The following is a 21,277-nucleotide window of genomic DNA, read 5'->3' as shown; positions in this document are numbered from 1 at the left end:
TGAGATCAGCCTTGCCCGCGCGCGACGAGTTCGCCGTAGGCCCCGAGATCGAGCTCACCCTCGGCGGCGACCCTTGCCCGATCCTCGTCCGCGATGACCGGCTGCACGAAGTCCAGGCGCTTCCACTGCGCCAGTGGCGTCTCCTTGCCGTCCTTCGGCACGTAGCGGCTCTGCTCGACCTTCGTGTAGCGGTGGATGTAGCGGGGGCAGTTCACCCACAGCGTCTCGACCTCGACGCGCACCATGTACTGCGCCTCCGGGTAGCTCGCCGTCAGCGGGTCGTCCCTCACGATCCGCGCGGTGCCCTGGACGCGCAGGCGATGCGGCGTCTCGAAATCGATGAACAGCAGGCCGACCTTTCCTTGGCCGACGATGTTGCCCATCGACAGGAACATGCCGTTCCCGTCGTAGCCGGGGAAGGCGAGCGTCGTGTCGCCGACCACGCTGACAACGCCGGTCGGGCCGCCCTTGTAGGAGACGGTCGGGTTGCCGTCCTCGTCCACGGTCGAGAGAAAGAACATGTCCCGCGATTCGATGAAGGCGCGGTCCTGCTCGTCGATGGCGCGGTGGACGTGGTGCTTGTCGAGGAAGTCGGCGAGCTTGGTCGTGCCGAAATCGTCCTGAAGGGCGCGGTGCGCCTCACCGTACAGCGTGTCCAAAGGCTCCTCCCATACTTCTGGTTGGAGCCGTTCATTCCAGAGGCGGCGCGCAAAGAAAAGGGCCGGCCCCATCGCTGGAGCCGGCCCCGTTGCCTCACGGCAAGGGAGATCAGTTGCGCGACTTGTCGACCAGGGCCTTCTCGGAGATCCACGGCATCATGCCGCGCAGCTTGGCGCCGACTTCCTCGATCGGGTGGGCGGCGAGCTTGGCGCGGGTCGCCTTGAACGAGGTCTGGTTGACCTTGTTCTCCAGCATCCAGTTGCGGGTGAAGGTGCCCGACTGGATGTCGTTCAGCACGCGCTTCATCTCGGCCTTGGTCTCGGGCGTGATGATCCGCGGGCCGGTGACGTACTCACCGTACTCGGCCGTGTTGGAGATCGAGTAGTTCATGTTGGCGATGCCGCCCTCGTAGATGAGGTCGACGATCAGCTTCACCTCGTGCAGGCACTCGAAATAGGCCATCTCGGGGGCGTAGCCCGCCTCGACGAGGGTCTCGAAGCCGGCCTTGATCAGGTCCACGAGGCCGCCGCAGAGCACGGCCTGCTCGCCGAACAGATCGGTCTCGCACTCTTCCTTGAACGTGGTCTCGATGATGCCGGCGCGGCCGCCGCCGTTGGCGGAGGCGTAGGACAGGCCGAGGTCGTGGGCGTTCCCGCTCGCGTCCTGGGCGATGGCGATCAGCGTCGGCACGCCGCCGCCGCGCAGGTACTCGGAGCGCACGGTATGGCCCGGGCCCTTCGGGGCGACCATCAGCACGTCGAGGTCCGCGCGCGGCTCGATCAGGTTGAAGTGGACGTTCAGACCGTGGGCGAACAGGAGCGCGGCGCCCTGCTTCATGTTGCCGGCCAGCGACTCGCGGTAGATGTCGCCCTGCAACTCGTCCGGGGTGAGCATCATCACCACGTCGGCCCACTTGGCCGCCTCGGCGACCGAGAGGACCTTGAAGCCCTCGTGCTCGGCCTTCTTGGCGGTGGCGGAGCCCTCGCGAAGCGCGATGACGATGTCCTTCACGCCCGAATCGCGCAGGTTGAGCGCGTGGGCGTGGCCCTGGCTGCCGTAGCCGACGATGGCGACCTTCTTGCCCTTGATCAGGTTCAGGTCTGCGTCGCGATCGTAATACACCCGCATGGCGGCTTCTTCCTCTGATGATGACGGTGAGCGCGCGCGGGCGCTCCTGTGGTGTGCGGCCGTGCGATGCGCGGGCTTTTAGCCGCGTAAGACCCTGAACGGAAGGCCAAACCGTACAGGGCTGGTCCGCCGTCAGGCCGGAAGTGCCAGCCCCTCGCGGGCAAACACCGCCTGCACCGCCGGCCGGGCGCAGACGCGCCGCGCATGGGCGGTCCAGGCCGGGAAGCGTCCGGCCATGTCGAACTTCAGGGACGGGCCACGTCCCCAGACCCAGAAGACCATGAGGTACGCGTCGGCGACGCCGAACCGGTCACCCACCGCCCAGCCGCCGTGGGAGAGGCGCACTTCGGTCATGGTGCAGAGGTCGCCGTAGGTGTCGGCCGCCTTGGCGCGGATGCCGTCGAAGGCCTCCTCGTCCCCGGTGTACCGTTCCGGGCGGCGCACGTGGGCGTAGGTGACGTGATGGTTGCAGGCGAGCCAGCCGAGCCATTCGTCGGCGATGGCCATCTCGCGCAGGTCCGTCGGCCACAGGCCCTTCTCCGGCACCTGCCGGGCGACGTGCCGGATGATGGCCGCGCATTCGGTGAGCACCCACCCATCCTCGACCAGCGCCGGCACGCGGCCCCGATCGTTGATGGCGAGGTATTGCCCGGAGCGCTGGTCGCCCCTGGCGAGGTCCAGAGCGTTCCCCTCGTAGGGCAGGCCGGATTCCTCGAGGACGATATGCGCGGCCAGCGAGCAGGCGCCGGTGGCGTAGTAGAGGGTGCGGGCGGTCATTGCTGTCCAGTATTGATGGGGGCTTCGATGCCGATCAACGTCGCGACTTGATGGCGGACCTTGTTCAGGATCGGCGTCGGCACAAAACCAAGACGTCTCAGAATACGGGTGCGTTGATCGATGGAACGGATCTGATCGGTTAGGACCGCCCCCGTCGTACCCAGTCCCGGCCGCAGCATCACTTTGGTCGGCCAGGGTTCGACGTTGTTCGTGATCGGACAAACGATTACGCGACGCGTCGCGGCATTCATCAGGGCTTCCGAGATGATGAGTGCCGGACGGCGCCCATCCTGCTCCGTCCCGCGAACCGGGCCGAACTCGACGAGTATCAGGTCGCCGGCCTGGAGCGTCGTTTCACCGGGAATAGTCATCGTCGATGACCTCGGAACCGCGGTCCGGCCCCCACTCTACGGTCGGCGGCTCGAAGTCCGGACCGAGGCGGCGCATCTCCTCGACCATTTCTTCGAGTGTACAGACCGGTGATCCATCGGCGTAGCGGCGACCTGCCCACGGCCGACGCTCCGAATCCCGTTCCCGCTTCGCGACGATCTCCACAGTCTCGCCTTCCCGGACGCCGAGTTCCTCAGCCTCCGAGTCGGTCAATCTGACGACGAGATCGTCACCCCAGCGGACGACCTTGGCTTCCATGGCTCGCGACTCCCACGGCAAGGGCGCATCCTAGCAGACGCGCCGACGCCGTCCTAAAGCGGCTCGGCGCCCCGGCTCATCGCGGCGATGCCGGTGCGGCAGATCTCCACGAGGCCGATGACACTCATCAGCCGCACGAAACGGTCGACCTCCTCGGTGGCGCCGGTGAGCTCGAAGACGAAGGAATTGAGCGTCGCGTCCAGGGTCTTGGCGCCGAAGGCCGCCGCCAGCCGCAGGGCCTCGCTCCGGTGCTCGCCCTCGCCCCGCACCTTCACGAGGCAGATCTCCCGCTCCAGGGTGTTACCCTGGAGGGTCAGGTCCACCACCCGGTGCACCGGCACCAGCCGGTCGAGCTGCGCCTTGATCTGTTCGATCACCGCGTTCGTGCCGGTGGTCACGATCGTGATGCGCGAGAGGTGGCGGGCCTCCTCCGTCTCGGAGACGGTGAGGCTCTCGATGTTGTAGCCCCGGCCCGAGAACATCCCCGAGATCCGCGCCAGGACACCCGGCTCGTTGTCGACCACCACCGCGAGGGTGTGCCGGTTGACCGGCTCGACCCGGACCGGATCCGGGTAATGGGTGTTCATCGCGTTCATCCCTGTAGTCCCAACCTGTCGTTGCAGCCCTGGGCGGGCCGATGGGAGCGAAGTCCGGCTCCGGGTCCTTGCCTGGACGCTCCCGGAGACGCGTGATAACGGCGCGGCCGATGACACCTCGACAGCGCGCCCTCGATGCCGTGAGTCCCGGAGGACGCCTCGGCGTCGAACTCGGCCCCCTGAACCGGCCGCTGATCCGGCGCGGGGACGGCGACATCCTCTATGCCGACCACCGCAGCACGGACGACCTCCGCGCCAAGTATGCCGGCCACGATTCGGTGGACGGGCCGGGGGCGCAGTCCATCGTCGAGGTCGATCTCGTCCTCGAACACCAGAGCCTCGCCGAGGCCCTCGGCGCGCGGGCGCCCGTGGACTACATCGTGGCGAGCCACGTCCTGGAGCACATCCCGGACCCGCTGGGCTGGCTCAACGAGCTCGCCGCCGTCCTGCGGGAGGACGGGGTGATCTTTCTGGCGGTGCCCGACAAGCGGTTCACCTTCGATTTCCACCGCAGGCCCTCCACGACCGGCGACCTCGTCGGCCATCATATCGCGGGGGCGAAGATCGCGAGCCCCACCCAGGTGTTCGACTACGTGTCCCGCGTCGCCAAGGTCGATCCCCGCGCGGTCTGGGCCGGCACGGAACGCGACCCGGGGCCGATCTTCGAAGGCCAGCTCCCCCGGGCGCTGGAGGACGCGCGCAACGTCGCCGCGCACGGCAGCTATTACGACGCCCACTGCACAGTCTACACGCCGGTGAGCTTCCTCGCCGTGTTCCGCGAGGTGATCGAGCTCGGGCTCATCCCCTTCGAGATCGCCCGGATCGACCCGACGGCGCGCAACACCATCGAGTTCTTCGTCACCCTGCGCAAACGTGCGGATGCAAGCCCGGCCGCCCGTGCCGCGGCGACCCCCCGCCTCGACCCGCGCCAGCACGGCGAGCTGCCGGAGGTGCCGGTGCGCGGCATCGGGCGGCGCCTCGCCCTGGCGCTGCGGATGCTGCGCACCGGCAGCATCCGCAGGTATGAGACCGGCCAGCACGGCTGAACCTTCGGCGAAGGAATCAGACCAGCATCTTGCCTTCCTCGGAGATCACGTCGCCCAGCTCGACGCCGGTCTCGCCGAGGTAATCGGAGAGCAGCATCTCGTTGTGCGCCTTGCCCGAAGGGATCATCGGGAAGCAGTTCTCGGTCTTGTCGACCACGCAGTCGAACAGGACCGGGCCGTCGTAGTCGAGCATCTCGGCGATGGCCGCGTCGAGGTCGCCCGGCTTCTCGCAGCGCATGCCCTTCGCGCCGTAGGCCTCCGCGAGCTTCACGAAATCCGGCAGGCTCTCGGAATAGCTCTGCGAGTAGCGCGAGCCGTGCAGCAGCTCCTGCCACTGGCGGACCATGCCCATGTACTCGTTGTTCAGGATGAAGACCTTCACCGGCAGGCGATACTGGATCGCCGTCGACAGCTCCTGGATGTTCATGAGGATCGACGCCTCGCCCGCGATGTCGATCACGAGCCCGTCCGGGTTGGCGAGCTGTGTGCCGATGGCCGCCGGCAGGCCGTAACCCATCGTCCCGAGGCCGCCGGAGGTCATCCAGCGGTTCGGCTCCTCGAACTTGAAGTACTGCGCCGCCCACATCTGGTGCTGGCCGACCTCGGTGGTGATGAAGGTCTTGCGGTTCTTGCACGCCTCGTAGAGCCGCTGGACCGCGTATTGCGGCTTGATGATCGTGCCCGACGGCCAGTAGGCGAGGCAGTCGCGCGCCTTCCACGCCCGGATCTTCTGGAACCAGCCGTCGAGGTTCGACTTCTGCGGCTTGTCCGCCAGGGCGCGCCACGCCTCCAGCATCTCGGCCAAGACGTAGGCGCAATCGCCGACGATGCCGACATCCACCTTCACGACCTTGTTGATCGAGGAGGCATCGACGTCGATGTGGATCTTCTTCGAGAACGGCGAGAAGGCATCGAGGCGGCCGGTGATCCGGTCGTCGAAGCGCGCGCCGATGCAGACCATCACGTCGCATTCGTGCATCGCGAGGTTGGCCTCGTAGGTCCCATGCATGCCGAGCATGCCCAGGAACTTCTCGTCCGAACCCGGATACGCCCCCAGCCCCATCAGGGTCGAGGTGATCGGGAAGCCGGTCTCGGCGACCAGCTCACGCAGCAGGCGGGACGCCTCCGGGCCGGCATTGATCACGCCGCCGCCGGTGTAGAGCACCGGCCGGCGCGCGCCCGCCATCAGCTCCACGGCCGCGCGGATCCGCTCGGGATCGCCCTTCACCGCGGGCTTGTAGGTCTTGTGCCGCATGGTGGTGGGGCGCTCGTAGAGGCCCGAGGCGAACTGGATGTCCTTCGGCAGATCGATGACGACGGGGCCGGGGCGGCCGTTCTTCGCGACGTAGAACGCCTCGTGCAGGATGCGCGGCAGGTCCTCGATCGATTTGACGAGGTAATTGTGCTTCGTGCAGTGCCGGGTGATGCCGACCGTGTCGCATTCCTGGAAGGCATCGGTGCCGATCAGGTGCGTCGGGACCTGCCCGGTGATGCAGACGAGCGGGATCGAATCCAGCATCGCATCGGTCAGGCCGGTGACGATGTTGGTGGCGCCGGGGCCCGACGTGACCAGGACGCAGCCGACCTTGCCCGAAGAGCGCGCATAGCCCTCGGCGGCGTGCACCGCCCCCTGCTCGTGCCGCACCAGGATGTGCTTCACGGCATTCTGGTGGAACAGCGCGTCGTAGATCGGAAGCACTGCGCCGCCGGGATAGCCGAAGAGCGTATCCACGCCCTGATCCTGGAACGCCCGGATGACCATCTCGGCCCCGGTCATGACCTCGCCGCCCATGTCCGTCTCCTCGTCCTCTCGGCCGGTTCTCCCGGCCGTCCTTCACTCCGACGCACGTGTCTCAGGCAACAAAAAAGGGCCCCGAGGGACCCTGCAAGCGTCACCAACCGGATCGCGGCCTGTACTAAGGCCGCCCCGTCGGTGACGCCACCGCTACAATGAGAACCGCGCGCATCGAAAATTCCAAAACCGTTTCGGCGCCGCGCCCCCGGTGAAACCGGAACCGCCATGCACCAACGATCTTGTGCTGTAACGAAAGCCGATCGGTCGGTCAACGACCGCACGGGCCTGAAATGCCTCCCGCGACACCGCCGCCAGGACGGCGATATCGGTGATGACTCCGGCGACCTCGTGACAAGCCGCACGCTTCCCTCCCATGATGGGCGGGGTGCACGTTAAGGTTATGCATTCCAGACCGCCGCCCCTTGCCCGGGTGGCGAGCCGCACAGGAGTTCCTGATCGCGATGTCGCCGCCCGAGAAGCCGAGAAACGATGGGCCCGCTGCGACCGTCATGCAGGGGGGACTGTCCGGGGTGATCGATCGCCACCACGACATCTTCTTCGCCGCGGTCGAAACGACGCGGATGCCGATGATCGTCACCGATCCTCACCAGCAGGACAATCCGATCGTCTTCGTGAACCGGGCGTTCGAGAAGATGACGGGCTACCACCGGAGCGGGATCGTCGGGCGGAACTGCCGCCTGCTCCAGGGCCCGGCGACCGATGCTGGCAAGATCGCCGAGATCCGCACGGCGATCGCGGAGCAGCGGGAATTCGCCACCGAGATCCTGAACTATCGCAAGGACGGCACCACCTTCTGGAACGCCCTGTTCGTCTCGCCGGTCTACAACAAATCCGGCGACCTGATCTACTTCTTCGGATCCCAGCTCGACGTCTCCCGCCGCCGGGATGCCGAGGAATCGCTCCATCAAGCCCAGAAGATGGAGAGCCTGGGCCAGCTCACGGGCGGCATCGCCCACGACTTCAACAACCTGCTTCAGGTCATCTCCGGCCATAACGAGGTCATCCTCGCCCTCATCGATCACCCGGACGTGGACATCTCCCGTCTGCGCCGGGCGGCCGAGGCCGTCCACGAGGCGGCCGACCGGGCGGCCAAGCTCACGCACCAGCTGCTCGCCTTCTCACGGAAGCAGAGGCTGGAGGGCCGGGTCCTCAACCTCAACGGCCTCGTCGGCGGCATGAGCGAGATGGCCGCGCGGACGCTGGGCGACCACGTGACCCTGCGGAAGGAGCTGGCCCCCGACCTCTGGAACGCCCGGCTCGACCCGACCCAGGCCGAGTTGGCACTCCTCAACATCCTGCTCAACGCCCGGGACGCGATGCCCGGCGGGGGCACCGTGACGGTGAGGACGGAGAACCTGAGGGTCGTTAAGGACGACGCGGTTCCCTACAGGTCCGTGCCGCCGGGCGCCTACGTGACCGTCTCGGTGACGGATACGGGCGGGGGCATGCCGCCGGAGATCCTGGCGCGCATCCTCGAACCGTTCTTCACCACCAAGGGCGAGGGCAAGGGCACCGGCCTCGGGCTGGCGATGGTCTACGGCTTCGCCAAGCAGTCCGGCGGGTCGGTGAAGGTCACCTCGGAGGTGGGGCACGGCACGACGGTGCGCCTGCTCTTCCCGGCGAGCGACGAGGCGGTCGAGGAGGAGCGCCGCGCGGCGACCCGCACCGCCGACCGCCGGGGTTCGGAGACGATCCTGGTCGTCGATGACCGGCCGGACGTGGCCGCCACCGCCGGGGCGATCCTGGAGGATTTCGGCTACCGGGTGATCCTCAGCGACGGCCCCGCCCCCGCCCTGGACATCCTCGACGGCGCGGCGCGGATCGACCTGCTGTTCACGGACCTGATCATGCCTGGCGGGATGAACGGCGTGATGCTGGCCCGGGCGGCGCGGGAGCGCCAGCCGCGGATCAAGGTGCTGCTCACCACGGGCTATGCCGAAGCCTCGCTGGAGCGCACCGATGCCGGCGGCTCCGAATTCGAGATCATCGACAAGCCCTACAAGCGCCTGGAGCTCGCCCGCCGGGTCCGGCGCGTCCTCGATGGGGCGACGGGGGTGGCCTGATCCCGGCCCCCCGGGGCGGCGGTGGGCGGGAGGCCGCCCGTCAGGCCGCGGGCGGCGGGTGCCGCCGAACCCAGCCGCTCGCGGCATCGTAGGCGGCGCCGAGTTGCAGGCAGGCCAGCTCCCCATGGTTGCGACCGATGATCTGGATGCCCGCCGGGAGCCCATCGGGACCGAACCCCGCCGGCACGGCCAGGGCCGGGAGGCCCGCCATGGTCGCCGGGATCGCGGTCTGCATCCAGCGATGGTACGTGTCCATCGTGCGTCCGCCCACCCGCTCCGGCCAGCGCAGGGCCTTGTCGAACGGGAAGACCTGACTCGTCGGCATGACGACGAAATCGTAGACCTCCATGAACCGGCGCAGGGCCGCGTACCAGAGCGTCCGCCCCTCCTGCGCCGCCGTCACCTGCTCGGCCGAGAGCACGAGCCCGCGCTCGGCCTCCCACACCGCCTCCGGCTTCATCAGGGCCTTGCGCGCCGGGTCCTCCACCAGGGGCCGGAGGGCGGCGGCGACGGTGAAGGCGCGCAGCACCCGCCAATCCCGCCACACCCGTTCGAGGTCGAAGTCCGGCACCGCCTCGTCCACCCGACAGCCGATGGCGGTGAAGGCGGGCAGCGCCGACCGGCAGGTCTCCAGCACGTCGGGGTCGAAGGGGATCCGTCCGCCGAAATCACCGAGCCACGCGATCCGCACGCCGCGGAAGTTGCGCTCCAGGGGTGCGGCGAACCCATTGGGGTCCTGGCGGATCGAATTCGGGCAGCGCGGGTCGTAGCCCGCCTGCACGGAGAGCATCAGGCCGATATCGGCGGGGCTGCGCCCGATCGCCCCCGGCACGCTGAGGCCGGGGCTGAACACGTCCGCCCCCTCGACCGGGATGCGCCCCCAGCAGGTGCGCAGGCCGTACACGTTGTTGAAGGCCGGCGGGTTGCGGAGCGATCCGCCATGGTCGGTCCCGTCCGCCACCGGCTGCATCCGCAGGGCGACGGCCACCGCCGCGCCGCCGCTCGACCCGCCGCCGGTCTTGCCCGGATCGTAGGCGTTGGCCGTGACCCCGTAGACCGGGTTGAAGCTGTGCGAGCCCAGGCCGAATTCCGGCACGTTGGTCTTGCCGATGAAGATCGCCCCCGCCGAGCGCAGGCGCGAGACCATGATCGAATCGGCCTCCGCGATCCGGTCGGCGAAGATCGGCGACCCCTGGGTGAAGGGCAGCCCCCGCACCGGGTCGAGGTCCTTCACCGCCAGGGGGAAGCCGTGGAGGAGGCCCACCGGCTCACCCCGGGCGATCCTCCCATCCGCCTCGGCCGCCTCGTGCAGCAGGGCCGCCTCGTCCCGGAGGGCGACGATGGCGTTGTAGGTGGGGTTGAGGCTCGCGATGCGGTCGAGATAGGCGCGCATCACCTCCCGGCAGGAGATCGCCCGGCCGCGGATCGCCGCGGACAGGTGAACCGCGCCGAGCGCGGTGATGCCATCCGCGCCCGTCATGGTCATGCGCTCCCGATCGTCCAGGGCAAAGTCTCGTCCCCGCGGAAGACGACGACCTCGCTGTCCTCCACCGCGACGCAGGTGGCGACCCGGCCGGGCCGCCGCTCCAGGGTGAGAGTCTCCCCGTTGGGTTCGAGGCCGTGGAAGCGGGCGCCGTGGAGGGAGGCGAAGCCCTCGAACCGGTCCAGCGCCCCCTCCTCGTCGAACACCTGCACGTAGGTCTGCAGCGCGGTGGGGCCACAGAACACGCCCGCGCAGCCGCAGGCGGATTCCTTCGCGCCGACCGGGTGCGGCGCGGTGTCGGTGCCGAGGTAGAAGCAGGCCTCGCCGGAGGTCGCCGCCTTGCGCAGGGCGAGACGGTGCCGCTCGCGCTTGGCCACCGGCAGGCAATACAGGTGCGGCCTCAGCCCCCCCTGGAAGAGATGCGTCCGGTTGATGACGAGGTGGTGCGGGGTGATCGTCGCGGCGACCCGCGGGGCGTGTGCGCGGACCACGTCGAGGATCTCGGCGGTGGTGGCGTGTTCCACCGTCACCTTCAGGCCCTGGTGGCGCGTCAGCAGCGGCAGGAGCTTCTGCTCCATGAACACCGCCTCCCGGTCGAAGATGTCGACCGCGGGGTCGGTCACCTCGCCATGGATCAGGAGCGGCATGCCGATCCGCTCCATCCGCTCCAGCACCGGGGCGATGGTGGCGAGATCGGTGACGCCCGCATGGGAGTTGGTGGTGGCGCCCGCCGGGTAGAGCTTGGCGGCGATCCAGACCTTCTCGGCAAAGCCCCGCTCGATCTCGTCCGGGGACGTGGCGTCGGTGAGGTAGCAGGTCATCAGCGGCGTGAAGCTCACGCCTTCAGGCAGCGCCGCCAGGATTCGCCCCCGGTAGCCGGCGGCGGCGTCCACGCTCGTCACCGGCGGCACGAGGTTCGGCATGATGATGCCGCGGGCGAACTGCGCCGCCGTGTAGGGCAGCACCGCGCGCATCATCGCGCCGTCGCGCAGGTGGATGTGCCAGTCGTCCGGCTTGCGGATGACGAGGCGGTCTCCGTCGGTCTTGGGGTCGGCGGCCATGGTGGGGCTCAGCCCTGGCCGAAGGCGGAGATGCCGCCATGGGCGGAGGACCACGCGGCCGGCTCGTGCAGGAAGCTCTCGACCTCCTTCAAGGTCACCGGGTCGAAGGTGCCCATCTCCTTGGCCACCTCCAGCACGTCCCACCACGTGGTGAGGGCGTGCAGCTTGATGCCGGTCTCCTTCAGCAGCTCGGCGCTGTCGGGGAAGATGTCGTAGTAGAAGAGCACGAAGCAGTGATCGACGATCGCGCCCGCATCCCGCAGGGCCTGGCAGAAGGTGACCTTGCTGCGCCCGTCGGTGGCGAGATCCTCCACGAGGAGGGTCTTGGCGCCCTCCACCACCTCGCCCTCGATCTGCGCGTTGCGGCCGAACCCCTTGGGCTTCTTGCGCACGTACTGCATCGGCAGGCCGAGCCGGTCGGCGATCCAGGCGGCGAAGGGGATGCCCGCGGTCTCGCCGCCGGCGATATGCGTCAGCGACTCGTATCCGACCTCGCGCACGATGGTCGAGACCGCGAAGTCGATCAGCGCCGTGCGCAGCCGGGGATAGGAGATGATCTTCCGGCAATCGGTGTAGACCGGGCTCGCCCAGCCGGAGGTGAACTTGAAGGGCTCGCCCTTGTAGAAGTGGACGGCCTCGATCTCCAGGAACATCTTGGCCGCCTCGCGGGCAATCAGTTTCCGGTCGATCGGCAGGAAAGAGGTCATATCGCGGCGCTCAAGGGTGCGGACTCCTCCGTTCCTCAGGCCATCGCGGGCGGTCGTCAACCCTCTGCGGAGCGCAGACGGGCGAGATGCCGAATCGCCAGCGAATAGCCGTGGATGCCGAAGCCGGCGAGCACGGCGGTGGCCGCCTTCGACACGTAGGAGTGGTGGCGAAACGCCTCCCGGCGGTGGACGTTCGAGATGTGGCACTCGATCACCGGCACCTCGCAGGCATTCAGCGCATCGAGGATCGCCACGGAGGTGTGGGTGTAGGCCCCGGCATTGATGACGATGCCGGCCGTGCCGACGCGGAATTCGTGGATCGCGTCGATCAGCACGTGCTCGGCGTTGCTCTGGCGGCACTCGGCCCGCAGCCCGAACTCCGCGGCGGTGGCCCGGCACAGCGCCTCGACATCGTGGAGCGTGGCGCTGCCGTAGATCTCCGGCTGGCGTTTGCCGAGCAGGTTGAGGTTCGGCCCGTTCAGGACCAGCACCGTGTCGTCCATCCGCCTCGCCTCCGCCCGGAAGGCAGAGGTGCTTCAATCGCGGCGGCGACTCAAGCCCTCCGGCCGCGCGGCCTTCTATGAAGCCGACCCAGGGTCTATCACCGCCCGCGGGGCGGGACACGGCCAGGGACGGGAGACGGGCGATGGCGGCATCCGGGAACGACGCGCCGGTGGTGATCGCGGTGGCGATCACCGGATCGGTACCGCGCAAGAAGGACAACCCGGCCGTGCCGGTGACCGTGGCCGAGCAGATCGAATCGACCCATCGGGCGTTCGAGGCGGGGGCGACCCTGGCCCATATCCACGTCCGCAACGACGACGAGAGCCCCTCCTCCGACCCGGACAGGTTCGCCGCCGTGCAGGACGGCCTGCGCCGCCACTGTCCCGGCCTGATCGTCCAGTTCTCCACCGGCGGGCGCGGGCGTGATCCGGCGGCGCGGGGCCTTTCGCTGAAGCACCGGCCGGACATGGCCTCCCTGTCGACGGGCTCGGTCAACTTCCCGAGCATCGTCTACGAAAACGCCGCCGGCCTCGTCACCGACCTCGCCACGCAGATGAAGCAGTACGGCGTGCGCCCGGAGATCGAGATCTTCGACCTGTCGCACATCCACGGCGCCCGCCGCCTGATCGACGCCGGGCTGATGGACGAGCGCCCGCACGTCCAGTTCGTGATGGGCGTGCAGAACGCCATGCCGGCGGACGTGCACCTCCTCGACATCCTGCTCGCGGAGTGCCGCCGCACCCTGCCGAAGGCGACCTGGACCGCCGCCGGCATCGGCCGCAACCAGGCGGTGGTGATGGACTGGGCCCTGGCCCGTGGGGCGGACGCGGTCCGCACCGGCCTGGAGGACAACATCCGCGTCACGAAGGACCGGCTGGCGGCGAGCAACGCCGAACTGGTCGGCCTCGCGGCGGAGGCGGTCGCCCGCCACGGGCGCCGGGTCGCCAGCCCCGCCGAGGCCCGCGCCGCCCTTGGGCTCGCGCCCTGACATCCGTCTTCTCAGGCCTGGGCGGGCATGCTAGAGGAACCGCCGCGCGGGTGTAGCTCAATGGTAGAGCAGCAGCCTTCCAAGCTGAATACCCGGGTTCGATTCCCGGTACCCGCTCCACGCCGTCTCCCCCCTGGCATCCGGCTCAAGGTTTCTGGGATCGCCCCATGAAGGTCTCAGCCGATCTGTGCATCGTACCGATGGGCGTAGGGCCGTCCGTGTCGCCCTATGTCCGCGAGATCAAGGCGATCATCGAGTCGAGCGGGCTGAGCGCCACCATGCACCCCAACGGCACCAACATCGACGGGGACCTCGCGGACATCTGCGCCCTCGCCGAGAGATGCGAGGCGCGGCTGGCCGAACTCGGCGTCGAGCGGACCTTCTTCACGCTGATCTTCTCGACCCGGCGGGACAAGGTGCAGACCATGGCCGACAAGCTCGCCGCCGTTTCCTGACGCCCGCGGCGTCCTGCCATTGATCGTTCCCGTGTCTGTCGCGTTCAACCTGCGACACCGCAGCTTTGAGGGACGGTCATGGACGGATCGAGCAGCCAGGACGACCGGGCCCGAAAGGTGCGGATCGAGCCCTACGATGGCCCCGCCGGCGGCTGGGGCTCGGCGCGCTCCCTCCTGGAGATCCTGACCCGGGAGGGCGTGCCCGTCACCGGCACCGCCATGCTGACCAAGCAGAACAAGCCCGGCGGCTTCATGTGCACGTCCTGCGCCTGGGCGAAGCCGGCCAAGCCGCTGGCCTTCGAGTATTGCGAGAACGGCGCCAAGGCCACGGCCTGGGAGCAGACCCGGCGCCGGGCGACTCCGGACCTGTTCGCCGCGCACACGGTCGCCGACCTTCTCGGCTGGAGCGATTACGCCCTCGAGGAGGCCGGGCGCCTCACCCACCCCATGCGCTACGACAGGGCCAGCGACCGCTACCGCCCCTGCACCTGGGAAGAGGCCTATGCCGAGATCGGCCGCGAGCTGAAGGCGCTCGATCCGAAATCGGTGGTGTTCTACGCCTCCGGCCGGGCCTCCCTCGAGTCGAGCTACATGTACGCGCTGCTCGCCCGGCTCTACGGCAACAACAACCTCCCCGATTCCTCGAACATGTGCCACGAGCCGACCTCGGTGGCCCTGCCGCAATCCATCGGCACGCCGGTCGGGACCGTGCGGCTGGAGGATTTCGAGGAGACCGACCTCCTGTTCTTCTTCGGGCAGAACGTCGGCTCCAACTCGCCGCGGATGCTGCATCCGCTGCAGGAGGCGCGGCGCCGGGGCGCCTCGATCATCACCTTCAACCCGCTGAAGGAGCGTGGGTTGGAGCGGTTCACCGACCCGCAATCGCCGCTGGAGATGGTGACCCGGTCCTCCACGCAGATCTCGACCCAGTACCATCAGGTCAAGGCGGGGGGCGACCTCGCCGCCATCACCGGCCTGTGCAAGGCGCTGTTCGCCGCCGACCGGGAGGCGCGGGAGACCGGGCACCCGCCCGTCCTCGACCACGCCTTCATCGCCGAGCACACCCACGGCCTCGCCGATTTCGAGGCCTTCTGCGACGGGCAGGACTGGGCCGCCCTCGAAGCGCGCTCCGGCCTGAGCCGCCACGCCCTGGAGAGCGCCGCCTCGGTCTATGCGCGGGCGAAGGCGGTGATCGGCGTCTACGGGATGGGGCTGACGCAGCACCGCCGGGGCACCGAGACGGTTCAGATGCTCGCCAACCTGCTCCTCCTGCGCGGCAACATCGGCAAGCCGGGTGCGGGCATCTGCCCGGTGCGCGGTCACTCCAACGTGCAGGGGCAGCGCACGGTCGGCATCACCGAGAAGCCCGAACTCGCACCGATGGACAAGCTGCGCGAACTCTACGGCTTCGAGCCGCCGATGGAGAAGGGGCTCAACACGGTGGAAGCCTGCGAAGGCATCCTCGACGGGAGCGTCCGCGCCTTCATCGGCCTCGGCGGCAACTTCCTGCGGGCCGTGCCGGATACGGGGGTGATGGAGCCGGCGTGGCGGGGGCAGCGCCTCACCGTGCAGATCGCCACGAAGCTCAACCGCTCGCACCTCGTCAACGGCGAGGTGGCCTACCTCCTGCCCTGCCTCGGCCGCATCGAGATCGACCATCAGGCGGGCGGCCCGCAGAGCGTGTCGATGGAGGATTCCACCTCCCGCTTCCACGGGTCCCGGGGCGTGGCCGAGCCGGTCGGACCGCACCTGCGCTCGGAGCCCGCGATCATCGCCGGCATCGCCAAGGCGAGCGTGCCGGCCAACCCGCGGATCGATTGGGACGCCTGGGTCGGTGATTACGGCCTCGTGCGCAAGGCCATCGAGGCGACCTACCCAAGCGTGTTCCACGACCTGAACGGCCGGATGTTCGATCCGGGCGGCCTCGCCAAGCCGCTGCCCGCCCGCCAGCGCCGCTGGGAAACGGAGACCGGCAAGGCGAACTTCTCCGTGCCGGGGGGCCTGGAGGCGGATCCCGACCTGCCGGAGCGGGGCGGCGAGGTCCTCGACCTCATCACCCTGCGGTCGAACGACCAGTTCAACACCACGGTCTACGGCTACCACGACCGGTTCCGGGGCATCGAGGGCACCCGCGACGTGCTGTTCATGAACCGGGCCGACATCGCGCGGCTGGGCCTGCGGGATGGGGCGCAGGCCGCCGTCGAGACGGTGGCCCATGACGGGGTGGACCGGCGCCTCGGCGGCCTGCGGATCGTGGCTTACGACATCCCCCAGGGGAATTGCGCGGGCTACTACCCCGAGATGAACGTGCTGATCCCCCTCTGGCACCACGACGCGCAGTCCAAGACGCCCGCGGCCAAGTCGATCGCCGTGCGGATCACCGCCGAGGCCTGACATCGGTGGCCGGGAGGCTGGCGCGAAACGCCGGCCTCCGGCATGGATCGCCCATGACCCAGACGACACATGCGGCGGCCCCGGCGACGCCGGAGCAACGGTTGCGCGACCTGCTCGGCAAGGCCGGCACCCCCACGCCCGTGGCGGCGCGGGGGCTCGACCTCGCCCGGCTCGATTGCAGCCGCGACACCCTCGCCGCCCAGGCGACCGAGGGCGAGCCCGCGCCCTGGCGCGACGCGGAGAGCGGCGGCCTCGCGCTGGTGGGGGCGGACCTCTCCCGCGCCCGCCTCGACGATGCGGATCTCGGCGGCGCCAACCTCCGCCGGGCGACGCTCGCCGGGGCGGTGGGTCGCTCGGCGCGCTTCGCCGGAGCGATCCTCGAAGAGGCCGACCTCACCGAGACCGACCTCTCGGGGGCGGACTTCTCGGGGATCGTCGCCGGGCAGATCCGCCTGTCGCGGGCGATGATGGAGGATGCGCGGTTCGGTGGCGCGGCCATGCGCTTCGCCGACCTGTCCGAGGGGCTGCTCGACGGGGCCGACTTCACCCGCGCCGACCTCTGGGGCACGGATTTCACCGGGGCCGATGCGGACGACACCGTGTTCCGCGAGGCGCGCCTGGACGAGGCCAAGCTCGGCGACGCCAACCTGACCCATGCGGATTTCGAAGGAGCCAGCCTCGCCAAGGCGGTGCTGGCGGGCTCGCGCCTGCGCGGGGCGAGCTTCACCGGCGCCAAGCTCGACGGGGCGGACTTCTCCGGCGCCGACCTGTCGGACACGAACCTCGTGCGCCTCAACCTCGCCACGTGCCAGCTGCGCCACGCCCGCTTCTCCGGGGCGTGGCTCAACGGCACGCGGATGCATGTCGAGCAGCTCGGCGGCGCGGTCGGCGAGGAGGTGGATGGCGCCTACGCGGCGGCGCAGGCGAGCTACCTCGCCCTGGAGCAGAACTGGAAGAGCATCGGCGATCAGGATGCGGCGAGCTGGGCCTACAAGCGCGGTCGGCGGATGGGCCGCCACCACGCGGGGGTGCAGGCCTCCTCCGCATGGTCGGCGCGGGACTGGCAAGCCTTCGCCCGGCATGGCTACCGCTGGATCGCCGACCGGTTCGTCGAATGGCTGTGCGACTACGGCGAGAGCCTGTCGCGCATCGCCCGCGCCTTCGCCCTGCTGATCGGCGTCTTCGCCGTCCTCTACGGGATGACCGGCGGGCTGATCATCCTCGAAGGGCCGGAGGCCGGACCGACCTACAACCCCCTCGATCTGATGAGCTACAGCGCCCTCAACATGATGACCGCCAACCCGCCGGAGATCGGCCTCAAGCCCACGGGGCGGGTCACGAACCTGCTCGTGGGCCTCGAAGGTGCGGTGGGGATCATCCTGATGGGCCTGTTCGGCTTCGTCCTGGGCAACCGCCTGAGGCGGTGAGCCCCGCCGGGCTCACTCGCCCGTGCCGAGCCTGTCGATGACGAGGTTGAGCTCCCGCCGCAGGTTGCGGATCTCGGGCTCGCTCATCTCGAGCTGGCACATCACCGATTCCCGCACGGCGGCGGCCTCGGCGCGCAGGTCCTGGCCCTGCGGCGTCAGGGCGATCTCGACCTCGCGCTCGTCGCTCTGCCGCCGGGTCCGGCGCAGGAAGCCTGCCCCTTCGAGGCGCTTGAGCACGGGGGTCAGCGTCCCCGAATCGAGCCGCAGCCGCCGGCCGATCTCCGAGACGGTCACGCCGTCTTGCTCCCAGAGGACGAGCAGCACGAGATATTGCGGATAGGTCAGGCCGAGCCGCTGCAGCAAAGGCCGGTAGGACTTCGTCATCCGGTGCGCGGCGGCATAGAGCGCGTAGCAAAGCTGGTTATCGAGGTGCAGCGGGTCGGTGGCAGGGGGAAGGTCGATCGTCTCTGCCGTGTGAGCCATCTCGAACACTCGTCCAGTACTGTCTGTCGACGTCATCGCCCGGTGCCGCCGGGACTCGTACAGCTCCACAGCCTTATCACGGCGTCGGACGATCGCATGGGGCTTGTCCGTACGCCTGCACTCTGGCGGCGCACCTTAGCACCTCAGACGTCAATATCAGGCCTACAACGCCGACAGGCTGTCGAGGAAGCCCGTTTCGTCCTCCAGCGTCCGCAAATCCAGTAAAACCCGGTCATCCTTGATCCGGCCGATGATCGGCACGGGCAGGTCGCGGAGGCTCCGTGCGAGCTGTCGGCAGCGTCCTCCGGCGCTGCGGGCGCGGGAGGCTCCCCCCTCGGGGGTCAGCATCAGGGCCGCGCTCGGCAGGGTTTCCACCGGCAGGGCGCCGGAACCGATCTGGCTCATGGCGTCGGCGACCGCCACCGTCGCCCACCCGACCAGCCGTTCGGCGACAGCGGGGACGAGCCTGTGCGCCTGCTCGGCGATCTCGGCCCTCTCTCGCGTGAGCAGGCGCAGGGTCGGCAGCTCGTCGCGCAGCCGTTCGGGGTGCAGGTAGAGCCGAAGCACCGCCTCCAGCGCGGCGTAGGTCATCTTGTCGACCCGCAAAGCGCGCTTCAGGGGGCTCTTGCGGATGCGGGCGAGGAGGTCCTTGCGCCCGGCGACGATCCCGCATTGCACGCCGCCGAGGAGCTTGTCGCCGCTGAACGTGACCACGTCGGCCCGGGCCAGGGCGGCGCTCACCGTGGGCTCCGGCGGCAGGCCGTAGGCCGCGAGGTCGATGAGGCTGCCGCTGCCGAGGTCCTCCGCGAGGGGAACGCCACGCTCCCGGCAGAGCGCGTGCAGCGCGTCCGGATCGGGCTGGGCCGTGAAGCCGGTGATGGCGTAGTTGCTCGGATGGACCTTCATCGCCAGCCCGGTGGCGGGGCCGAAGGCGTCCGCGAAATCGCGCAGGTGGGTGCGGTTGGTGGTGCCCACCTCGCGCATCCGGCAGCCGGCCCGCGCCATCACGTCGGGTACGCGGAACGAGCCGCCGATCTCCACCAGCTCGCCGCGGGACACCACGACCTCCCGGCGCATGGCCAGGGCGTTGAGCACCAGCAGCACCGCCGCGGCGTTGTTGTTGACGACGATGGCGGCCTCGGCCCCCGTCAGGCGGCAGATCAGCCCCTCCACGTGGTCATCCCGCTCGCCCCGGTTGCCCGTGGCGAGGTCGAATTCGAGGTTGGTCGCCTGCACCATCACCGCCTCCACCGCCCGGGCCGCGGAGGCGGGCAGCAGCGCCCGGCCGAGATTGGTGTGGAGCACGGTCCCCGTCAGGTTGAAGACCGGCCGCAGGGACGGACGCCGCCCGGCGGCGAGGGCGTCCGCGCAGCGGGCGAGGATGGTGGCCTCGTCCCCCCCCGGCGCCTCGCCCGCGCGGATCCGCGCGAGGTCGTCCCGGACCGCGGCGGTGAGCGCCGTGCGGCCGAACTCCTCCGCGAGCGGAAGGCCGGACGGGTGGGCCAGCAGCCGTTCCACGGAGGGGATCCGGCGCATCTCCGGGGCGGTGTCGGGGCGGGCCTGCGTCATGGGAGGCTGACATAAGGGAATCGGACGGGCGCGCCAGGGCGCCGCGCCGATCCGACACCTTTCCTTCGATCCGATTTCCGACCAGATCGCCCGGCAAGACCGCGCCGAACACAACCACCGGAGGAGTTGGATCCGTGAAGAAAGCCACCCTCGCCCTCGCACTGACTGTCCTGGGCACCGGCTACGCCGCCGCCCAGACCCAGACCATCACCAAGAACCGGTTCGGCTGCCACGCCAAGGAAGTCACCGAGCGCCTGTTCCAGCTCGTCCAGGCGGGGGACGAGAACGGCTTCGGCCAGCTCCTCCAGGCGAGCCTCCACTCCGGCGAGTGCAAGGGCTGGAAGACCGGCGAGGAAGTCGTCCTCGAGTCGCGGACGGTCGGCTACGCCTGCCTCCAGCCCACGGTCGGGGGTGGCCAGTGCTACTGGACGCCGGTCAGCGCCATCGACAAGTGAGGCGCCGCCTCCGCCCGTGACCCGTCGTTGAGGTGGCAGGCGGCGTAATGGCCGCGGCCCACCGGGTCGAGTTGGGGCACCTCCGTCCGGCAGCGGTCGAAGGCGTGCGGGCAGCGGGTGTGGAAGCGGCATCCGGGGGGCGGGGCGATGGGGCTCGGCACGTCGCCCTTCAGCACGATCCGCGTGCGGGCCGCCCCCGGTTCCGGCACCGGCACCGCCGAGAGCAGGGCCTGCGTGTAGGGGTGCTTGGGCGCCAGGAACAGCTCCCGCCGGGGGCCGATCTCCACGATCTTGCCGAGGTACATCACCGCCACGCGGTGGGTCATGTGCTCCACGATGGCGAGGTCGTGGGAGATGAACAGCAGGGCGAGGTCGAGCTCGCGCTGGAGATCGCAGAGCAGGTTGACGATCTGCGCCTTCACCGACACGTCGAGCGCCGAGACCGCCTCGTCGCAGATGATCAGGTCCGGCTCGGCGGCCAGGGCCCGGGCGATGCCGATGCGCTGGCGCTGGCCGCCGGAGAATTCGTGCGGGTAACGCCCCAGGGCATCCCGCGGCAGGCCGACCCGCTCCATCAGCCGGACGAGGCGTGATTCCATGTCGGCCCGGTTCCGGGCGAGGCCGAAATTGCGGATCGGCTCGGCCAGGATCGCCCGGACCCGCATCCGCGGGTTCAGGGACGAGAACGGGTCCTGGAACACCATCTGGATGCGACGGCGCAGGGGGCGCAGGGCCCCGTCCGACATCTCGTCGATCCGGGTTCCGCCGAGCACCACCTGCCCCGCCGTCGGCCGGTAGAGGCGCATCAGGGCCTTGGCGACCGTGGACTTGCCGCAGCCGGATTCGCCGACGAGGGAGAGGGTCTCCCCCCGGGACACGGTGAAGGACAGGCCGTCCACCGCCTTGAGCACCTTCGTGTTCCGGCCGAACAGGCCCCCGCCGAGGGTGAAGTGCTTCTTGAGGTCGTTGACCTCCAAGAGGGTCTCACTCATGGCCGCCCCGCGGAAATGGATTGAA

At 69.4% G+C, this 21,277-nt stretch carries 21 protein-coding genes and 1 tRNA gene; 8 read left to right on the top strand and 14 right to left on the bottom strand.

Annotation, left to right across the window (positions count from 1 at the left end; translation table 11 throughout):
- Positions 1-5: 5 nt before the first annotated feature.
- The 6 genes from MKK53_RS22435 to ilvN form a co-directional block, all read right to left on the bottom strand.
- Complete coding sequence (locus MKK53_RS22435) at positions 6-659, bottom strand: pyridoxamine 5'-phosphate oxidase family protein (protein WP_243930983.1); 654 nt, start codon at positions 657-659, stop codon at positions 6-8.
- A 109-nt stretch (positions 660-768) separates the two neighbouring features.
- Positions 769-1,788: a ketol-acid reductoisomerase gene (ilvC, locus tag MKK53_RS22430; RefSeq protein WP_243930982.1), complete on the bottom strand. Its 1,020-nt coding sequence runs from the start codon at positions 1,786-1,788 to the stop codon at positions 769-771.
- A 132-nt stretch (positions 1,789-1,920) separates the two neighbouring features.
- Positions 1,921-2,565, bottom strand: a complete 645-nt coding sequence (locus tag MKK53_RS22425; protein ID WP_243930981.1) for a glutathione S-transferase family protein — start codon at positions 2,563-2,565, stop codon at positions 1,921-1,923.
- Positions 2,562-2,936: a type II toxin-antitoxin system PemK/MazF family toxin gene (locus tag MKK53_RS22420; protein WP_243930980.1), complete on the bottom strand. Its 375-nt coding sequence runs from the start codon at positions 2,934-2,936 to the stop codon at positions 2,562-2,564. Before MKK53_RS22420 ends, MKK53_RS22425 begins: the two co-directional genes overlap by 4 nt.
- Positions 2,920-3,213, bottom strand: a complete 294-nt coding sequence (locus MKK53_RS22415; RefSeq protein WP_243930979.1) for a MazF family transcriptional regulator — start codon at positions 3,211-3,213, stop codon at positions 2,920-2,922. The genes MKK53_RS22420 and MKK53_RS22415 overlap by 17 nt, the downstream gene beginning before the upstream one ends.
- A gap of 53 nt (positions 3,214-3,266) precedes the next feature.
- Positions 3,267-3,809, bottom strand: coding sequence for an acetolactate synthase small subunit (gene ilvN / locus MKK53_RS22410; RefSeq protein ID WP_243930978.1), 543 nt, complete (start codon positions 3,807-3,809; stop codon positions 3,267-3,269).
- A 110-nt stretch (positions 3,810-3,919) separates the two neighbouring features.
- On the opposite strand from ilvN, the gene MKK53_RS22405 reads away from it, so the two are divergent.
- Entirely contained in the window at positions 3,920-4,855 is a 936-nt protein-coding gene (locus MKK53_RS22405) for a class I SAM-dependent methyltransferase (RefSeq protein WP_243930977.1), read from the top strand.
- Between the two features lie 16 nt (positions 4,856-4,871).
- On the opposite strand, the gene MKK53_RS22400 is transcribed toward MKK53_RS22405, so the two are convergent.
- Complete coding sequence (locus MKK53_RS22400; RefSeq protein WP_243930976.1) at positions 4,872-6,647, bottom strand: acetolactate synthase 3 large subunit; 1,776 nt, start codon at positions 6,645-6,647, stop codon at positions 4,872-4,874.
- 464 nt (positions 6,648-7,111) lie between these two features.
- Between MKK53_RS22400 and MKK53_RS22395 the strand changes: the two genes are divergently transcribed.
- Complete coding sequence (locus MKK53_RS22395; RefSeq protein WP_279599214.1) at positions 7,112-8,734, top strand: histidine kinase famiy protein; 1,623 nt, start codon at positions 7,112-7,114, stop codon at positions 8,732-8,734.
- A 40-nt stretch (positions 8,735-8,774) separates the two neighbouring features.
- Here the strand turns inward: MKK53_RS22395 and MKK53_RS22390 are convergent, their stop codons facing one another.
- Genes MKK53_RS22390 through aroQ form a run of 4 tightly spaced genes read right to left on the bottom strand, consistent with a single transcriptional unit; the run spans position 8,775 to position 12,488 of the window.
- Positions 8,775-10,214: an amidase gene (locus MKK53_RS22390; RefSeq protein WP_243930974.1), complete on the bottom strand. Its 1,440-nt coding sequence runs from the start codon at positions 10,212-10,214 to the stop codon at positions 8,775-8,777.
- Positions 10,215-10,216: 2 nt separating this feature from the next.
- On the bottom strand, positions 10,217-11,278 hold the full coding sequence (gene pyrC / locus MKK53_RS22385; RefSeq protein WP_243930973.1) for a dihydroorotase: 1,062 nt from the start codon (positions 11,276-11,278) through the stop codon (positions 10,217-10,219).
- Positions 11,279-11,286: 8 nt separating this feature from the next.
- A complete protein-coding gene (locus tag MKK53_RS22380; RefSeq protein ID WP_243930972.1) occupies positions 11,287-11,985 on the bottom strand; it encodes an orotate phosphoribosyltransferase in 699 nt (232 codons plus the stop codon).
- A 56-nt stretch (positions 11,986-12,041) separates the two neighbouring features.
- Positions 12,042-12,488 (bottom strand): type II 3-dehydroquinate dehydratase, encoded by a 447-nt coding sequence (gene aroQ, locus MKK53_RS22375; RefSeq protein ID WP_243930971.1) that lies wholly within the window; start codon positions 12,486-12,488, stop codon positions 12,042-12,044.
- A gap of 143 nt (positions 12,489-12,631) precedes the next feature.
- On the opposite strand from aroQ, the gene MKK53_RS22370 reads away from it, so the two are divergent.
- The 5 genes from MKK53_RS22370 (at position 12,632) to MKK53_RS22350 (ending at position 17,753) form a co-directional block, all read left to right on the top strand.
- Positions 12,632-13,477, top strand: coding sequence for a 3-keto-5-aminohexanoate cleavage protein (locus MKK53_RS22370; RefSeq protein ID WP_243930970.1), 846 nt, complete (start codon positions 12,632-12,634; stop codon positions 13,475-13,477).
- A gap of 46 nt (positions 13,478-13,523) precedes the next feature.
- Positions 13,524-13,597 (top strand) — tRNA-Gly (locus MKK53_RS22365).
- Between the two features lie 47 nt (positions 13,598-13,644).
- Positions 13,645-13,932, top strand: a complete 288-nt coding sequence (locus tag MKK53_RS22360) for an MTH1187 family thiamine-binding protein (RefSeq protein ID WP_243930969.1) — start codon at positions 13,645-13,647, stop codon at positions 13,930-13,932.
- 78 nt (positions 13,933-14,010) lie between these two features.
- The gene (locus MKK53_RS22355; RefSeq protein WP_243930968.1) at positions 14,011-16,326 is read left to right on the top strand and encodes an FdhF/YdeP family oxidoreductase; all 2,316 of its coding nucleotides are present in this window, start codon (positions 14,011-14,013) and stop codon (positions 16,324-16,326) included.
- Positions 16,327-16,379: 53 nt separating this feature from the next.
- On the top strand, positions 16,380-17,753 hold the full coding sequence (locus MKK53_RS22350; RefSeq protein ID WP_243930967.1) for a pentapeptide repeat-containing protein: 1,374 nt from the start codon (positions 16,380-16,382) through the stop codon (positions 17,751-17,753).
- Positions 17,754-17,765: 12 nt separating this feature from the next.
- Here the strand turns inward: MKK53_RS22350 and MKK53_RS22345 are convergent, their stop codons facing one another.
- Together MKK53_RS22345 and selA are read right to left on the bottom strand one after the other, a co-directional pair.
- Positions 17,766-18,236, bottom strand: coding sequence for a MarR family winged helix-turn-helix transcriptional regulator (locus MKK53_RS22345; protein WP_243930966.1), 471 nt, complete (start codon positions 18,234-18,236; stop codon positions 17,766-17,768).
- Between the two features lie 162 nt (positions 18,237-18,398).
- Positions 18,399-19,805 carry an L-seryl-tRNA(Sec) selenium transferase gene (selA, locus tag MKK53_RS22340; protein ID WP_243930965.1) on the bottom strand — a complete coding sequence of 469 codons (1,407 nt, stop codon included), beginning with the start codon at positions 19,803-19,805 and terminating at the stop codon, positions 18,399-18,401.
- 134 nt (positions 19,806-19,939) lie between these two features.
- On the opposite strand from selA, the gene MKK53_RS22335 reads away from it, so the two are divergent.
- A complete protein-coding gene (locus MKK53_RS22335; RefSeq protein WP_243930964.1) occupies positions 19,940-20,260 on the top strand; it encodes a hypothetical protein in 321 nt (106 codons plus the stop codon).
- On the opposite strand, the gene MKK53_RS22330 is transcribed toward MKK53_RS22335, so the two are convergent.
- Positions 20,227-21,252, bottom strand: a complete 1,026-nt coding sequence (locus MKK53_RS22330) for an ABC transporter ATP-binding protein (RefSeq protein WP_243930963.1) — start codon at positions 21,250-21,252, stop codon at positions 20,227-20,229. The two genes, MKK53_RS22335 and MKK53_RS22330, sit on opposite strands and share 34 nt — an antisense overlap.
- Between the last annotated feature and the right edge of the window lie 25 nt (positions 21,253-21,277).

The sequence above is a fragment of the Methylobacterium sp. J-076 genome (genome assembly GCF_022829405.1).
In the GTDB taxonomy this organism is placed as follows: Bacteria; Pseudomonadota; Alphaproteobacteria; order Rhizobiales; family Beijerinckiaceae; genus Methylobacterium.
Note: the sequence above shows the minus strand (reverse complement) of the source record. Positions and strands in the feature narration are given on the sequence as shown.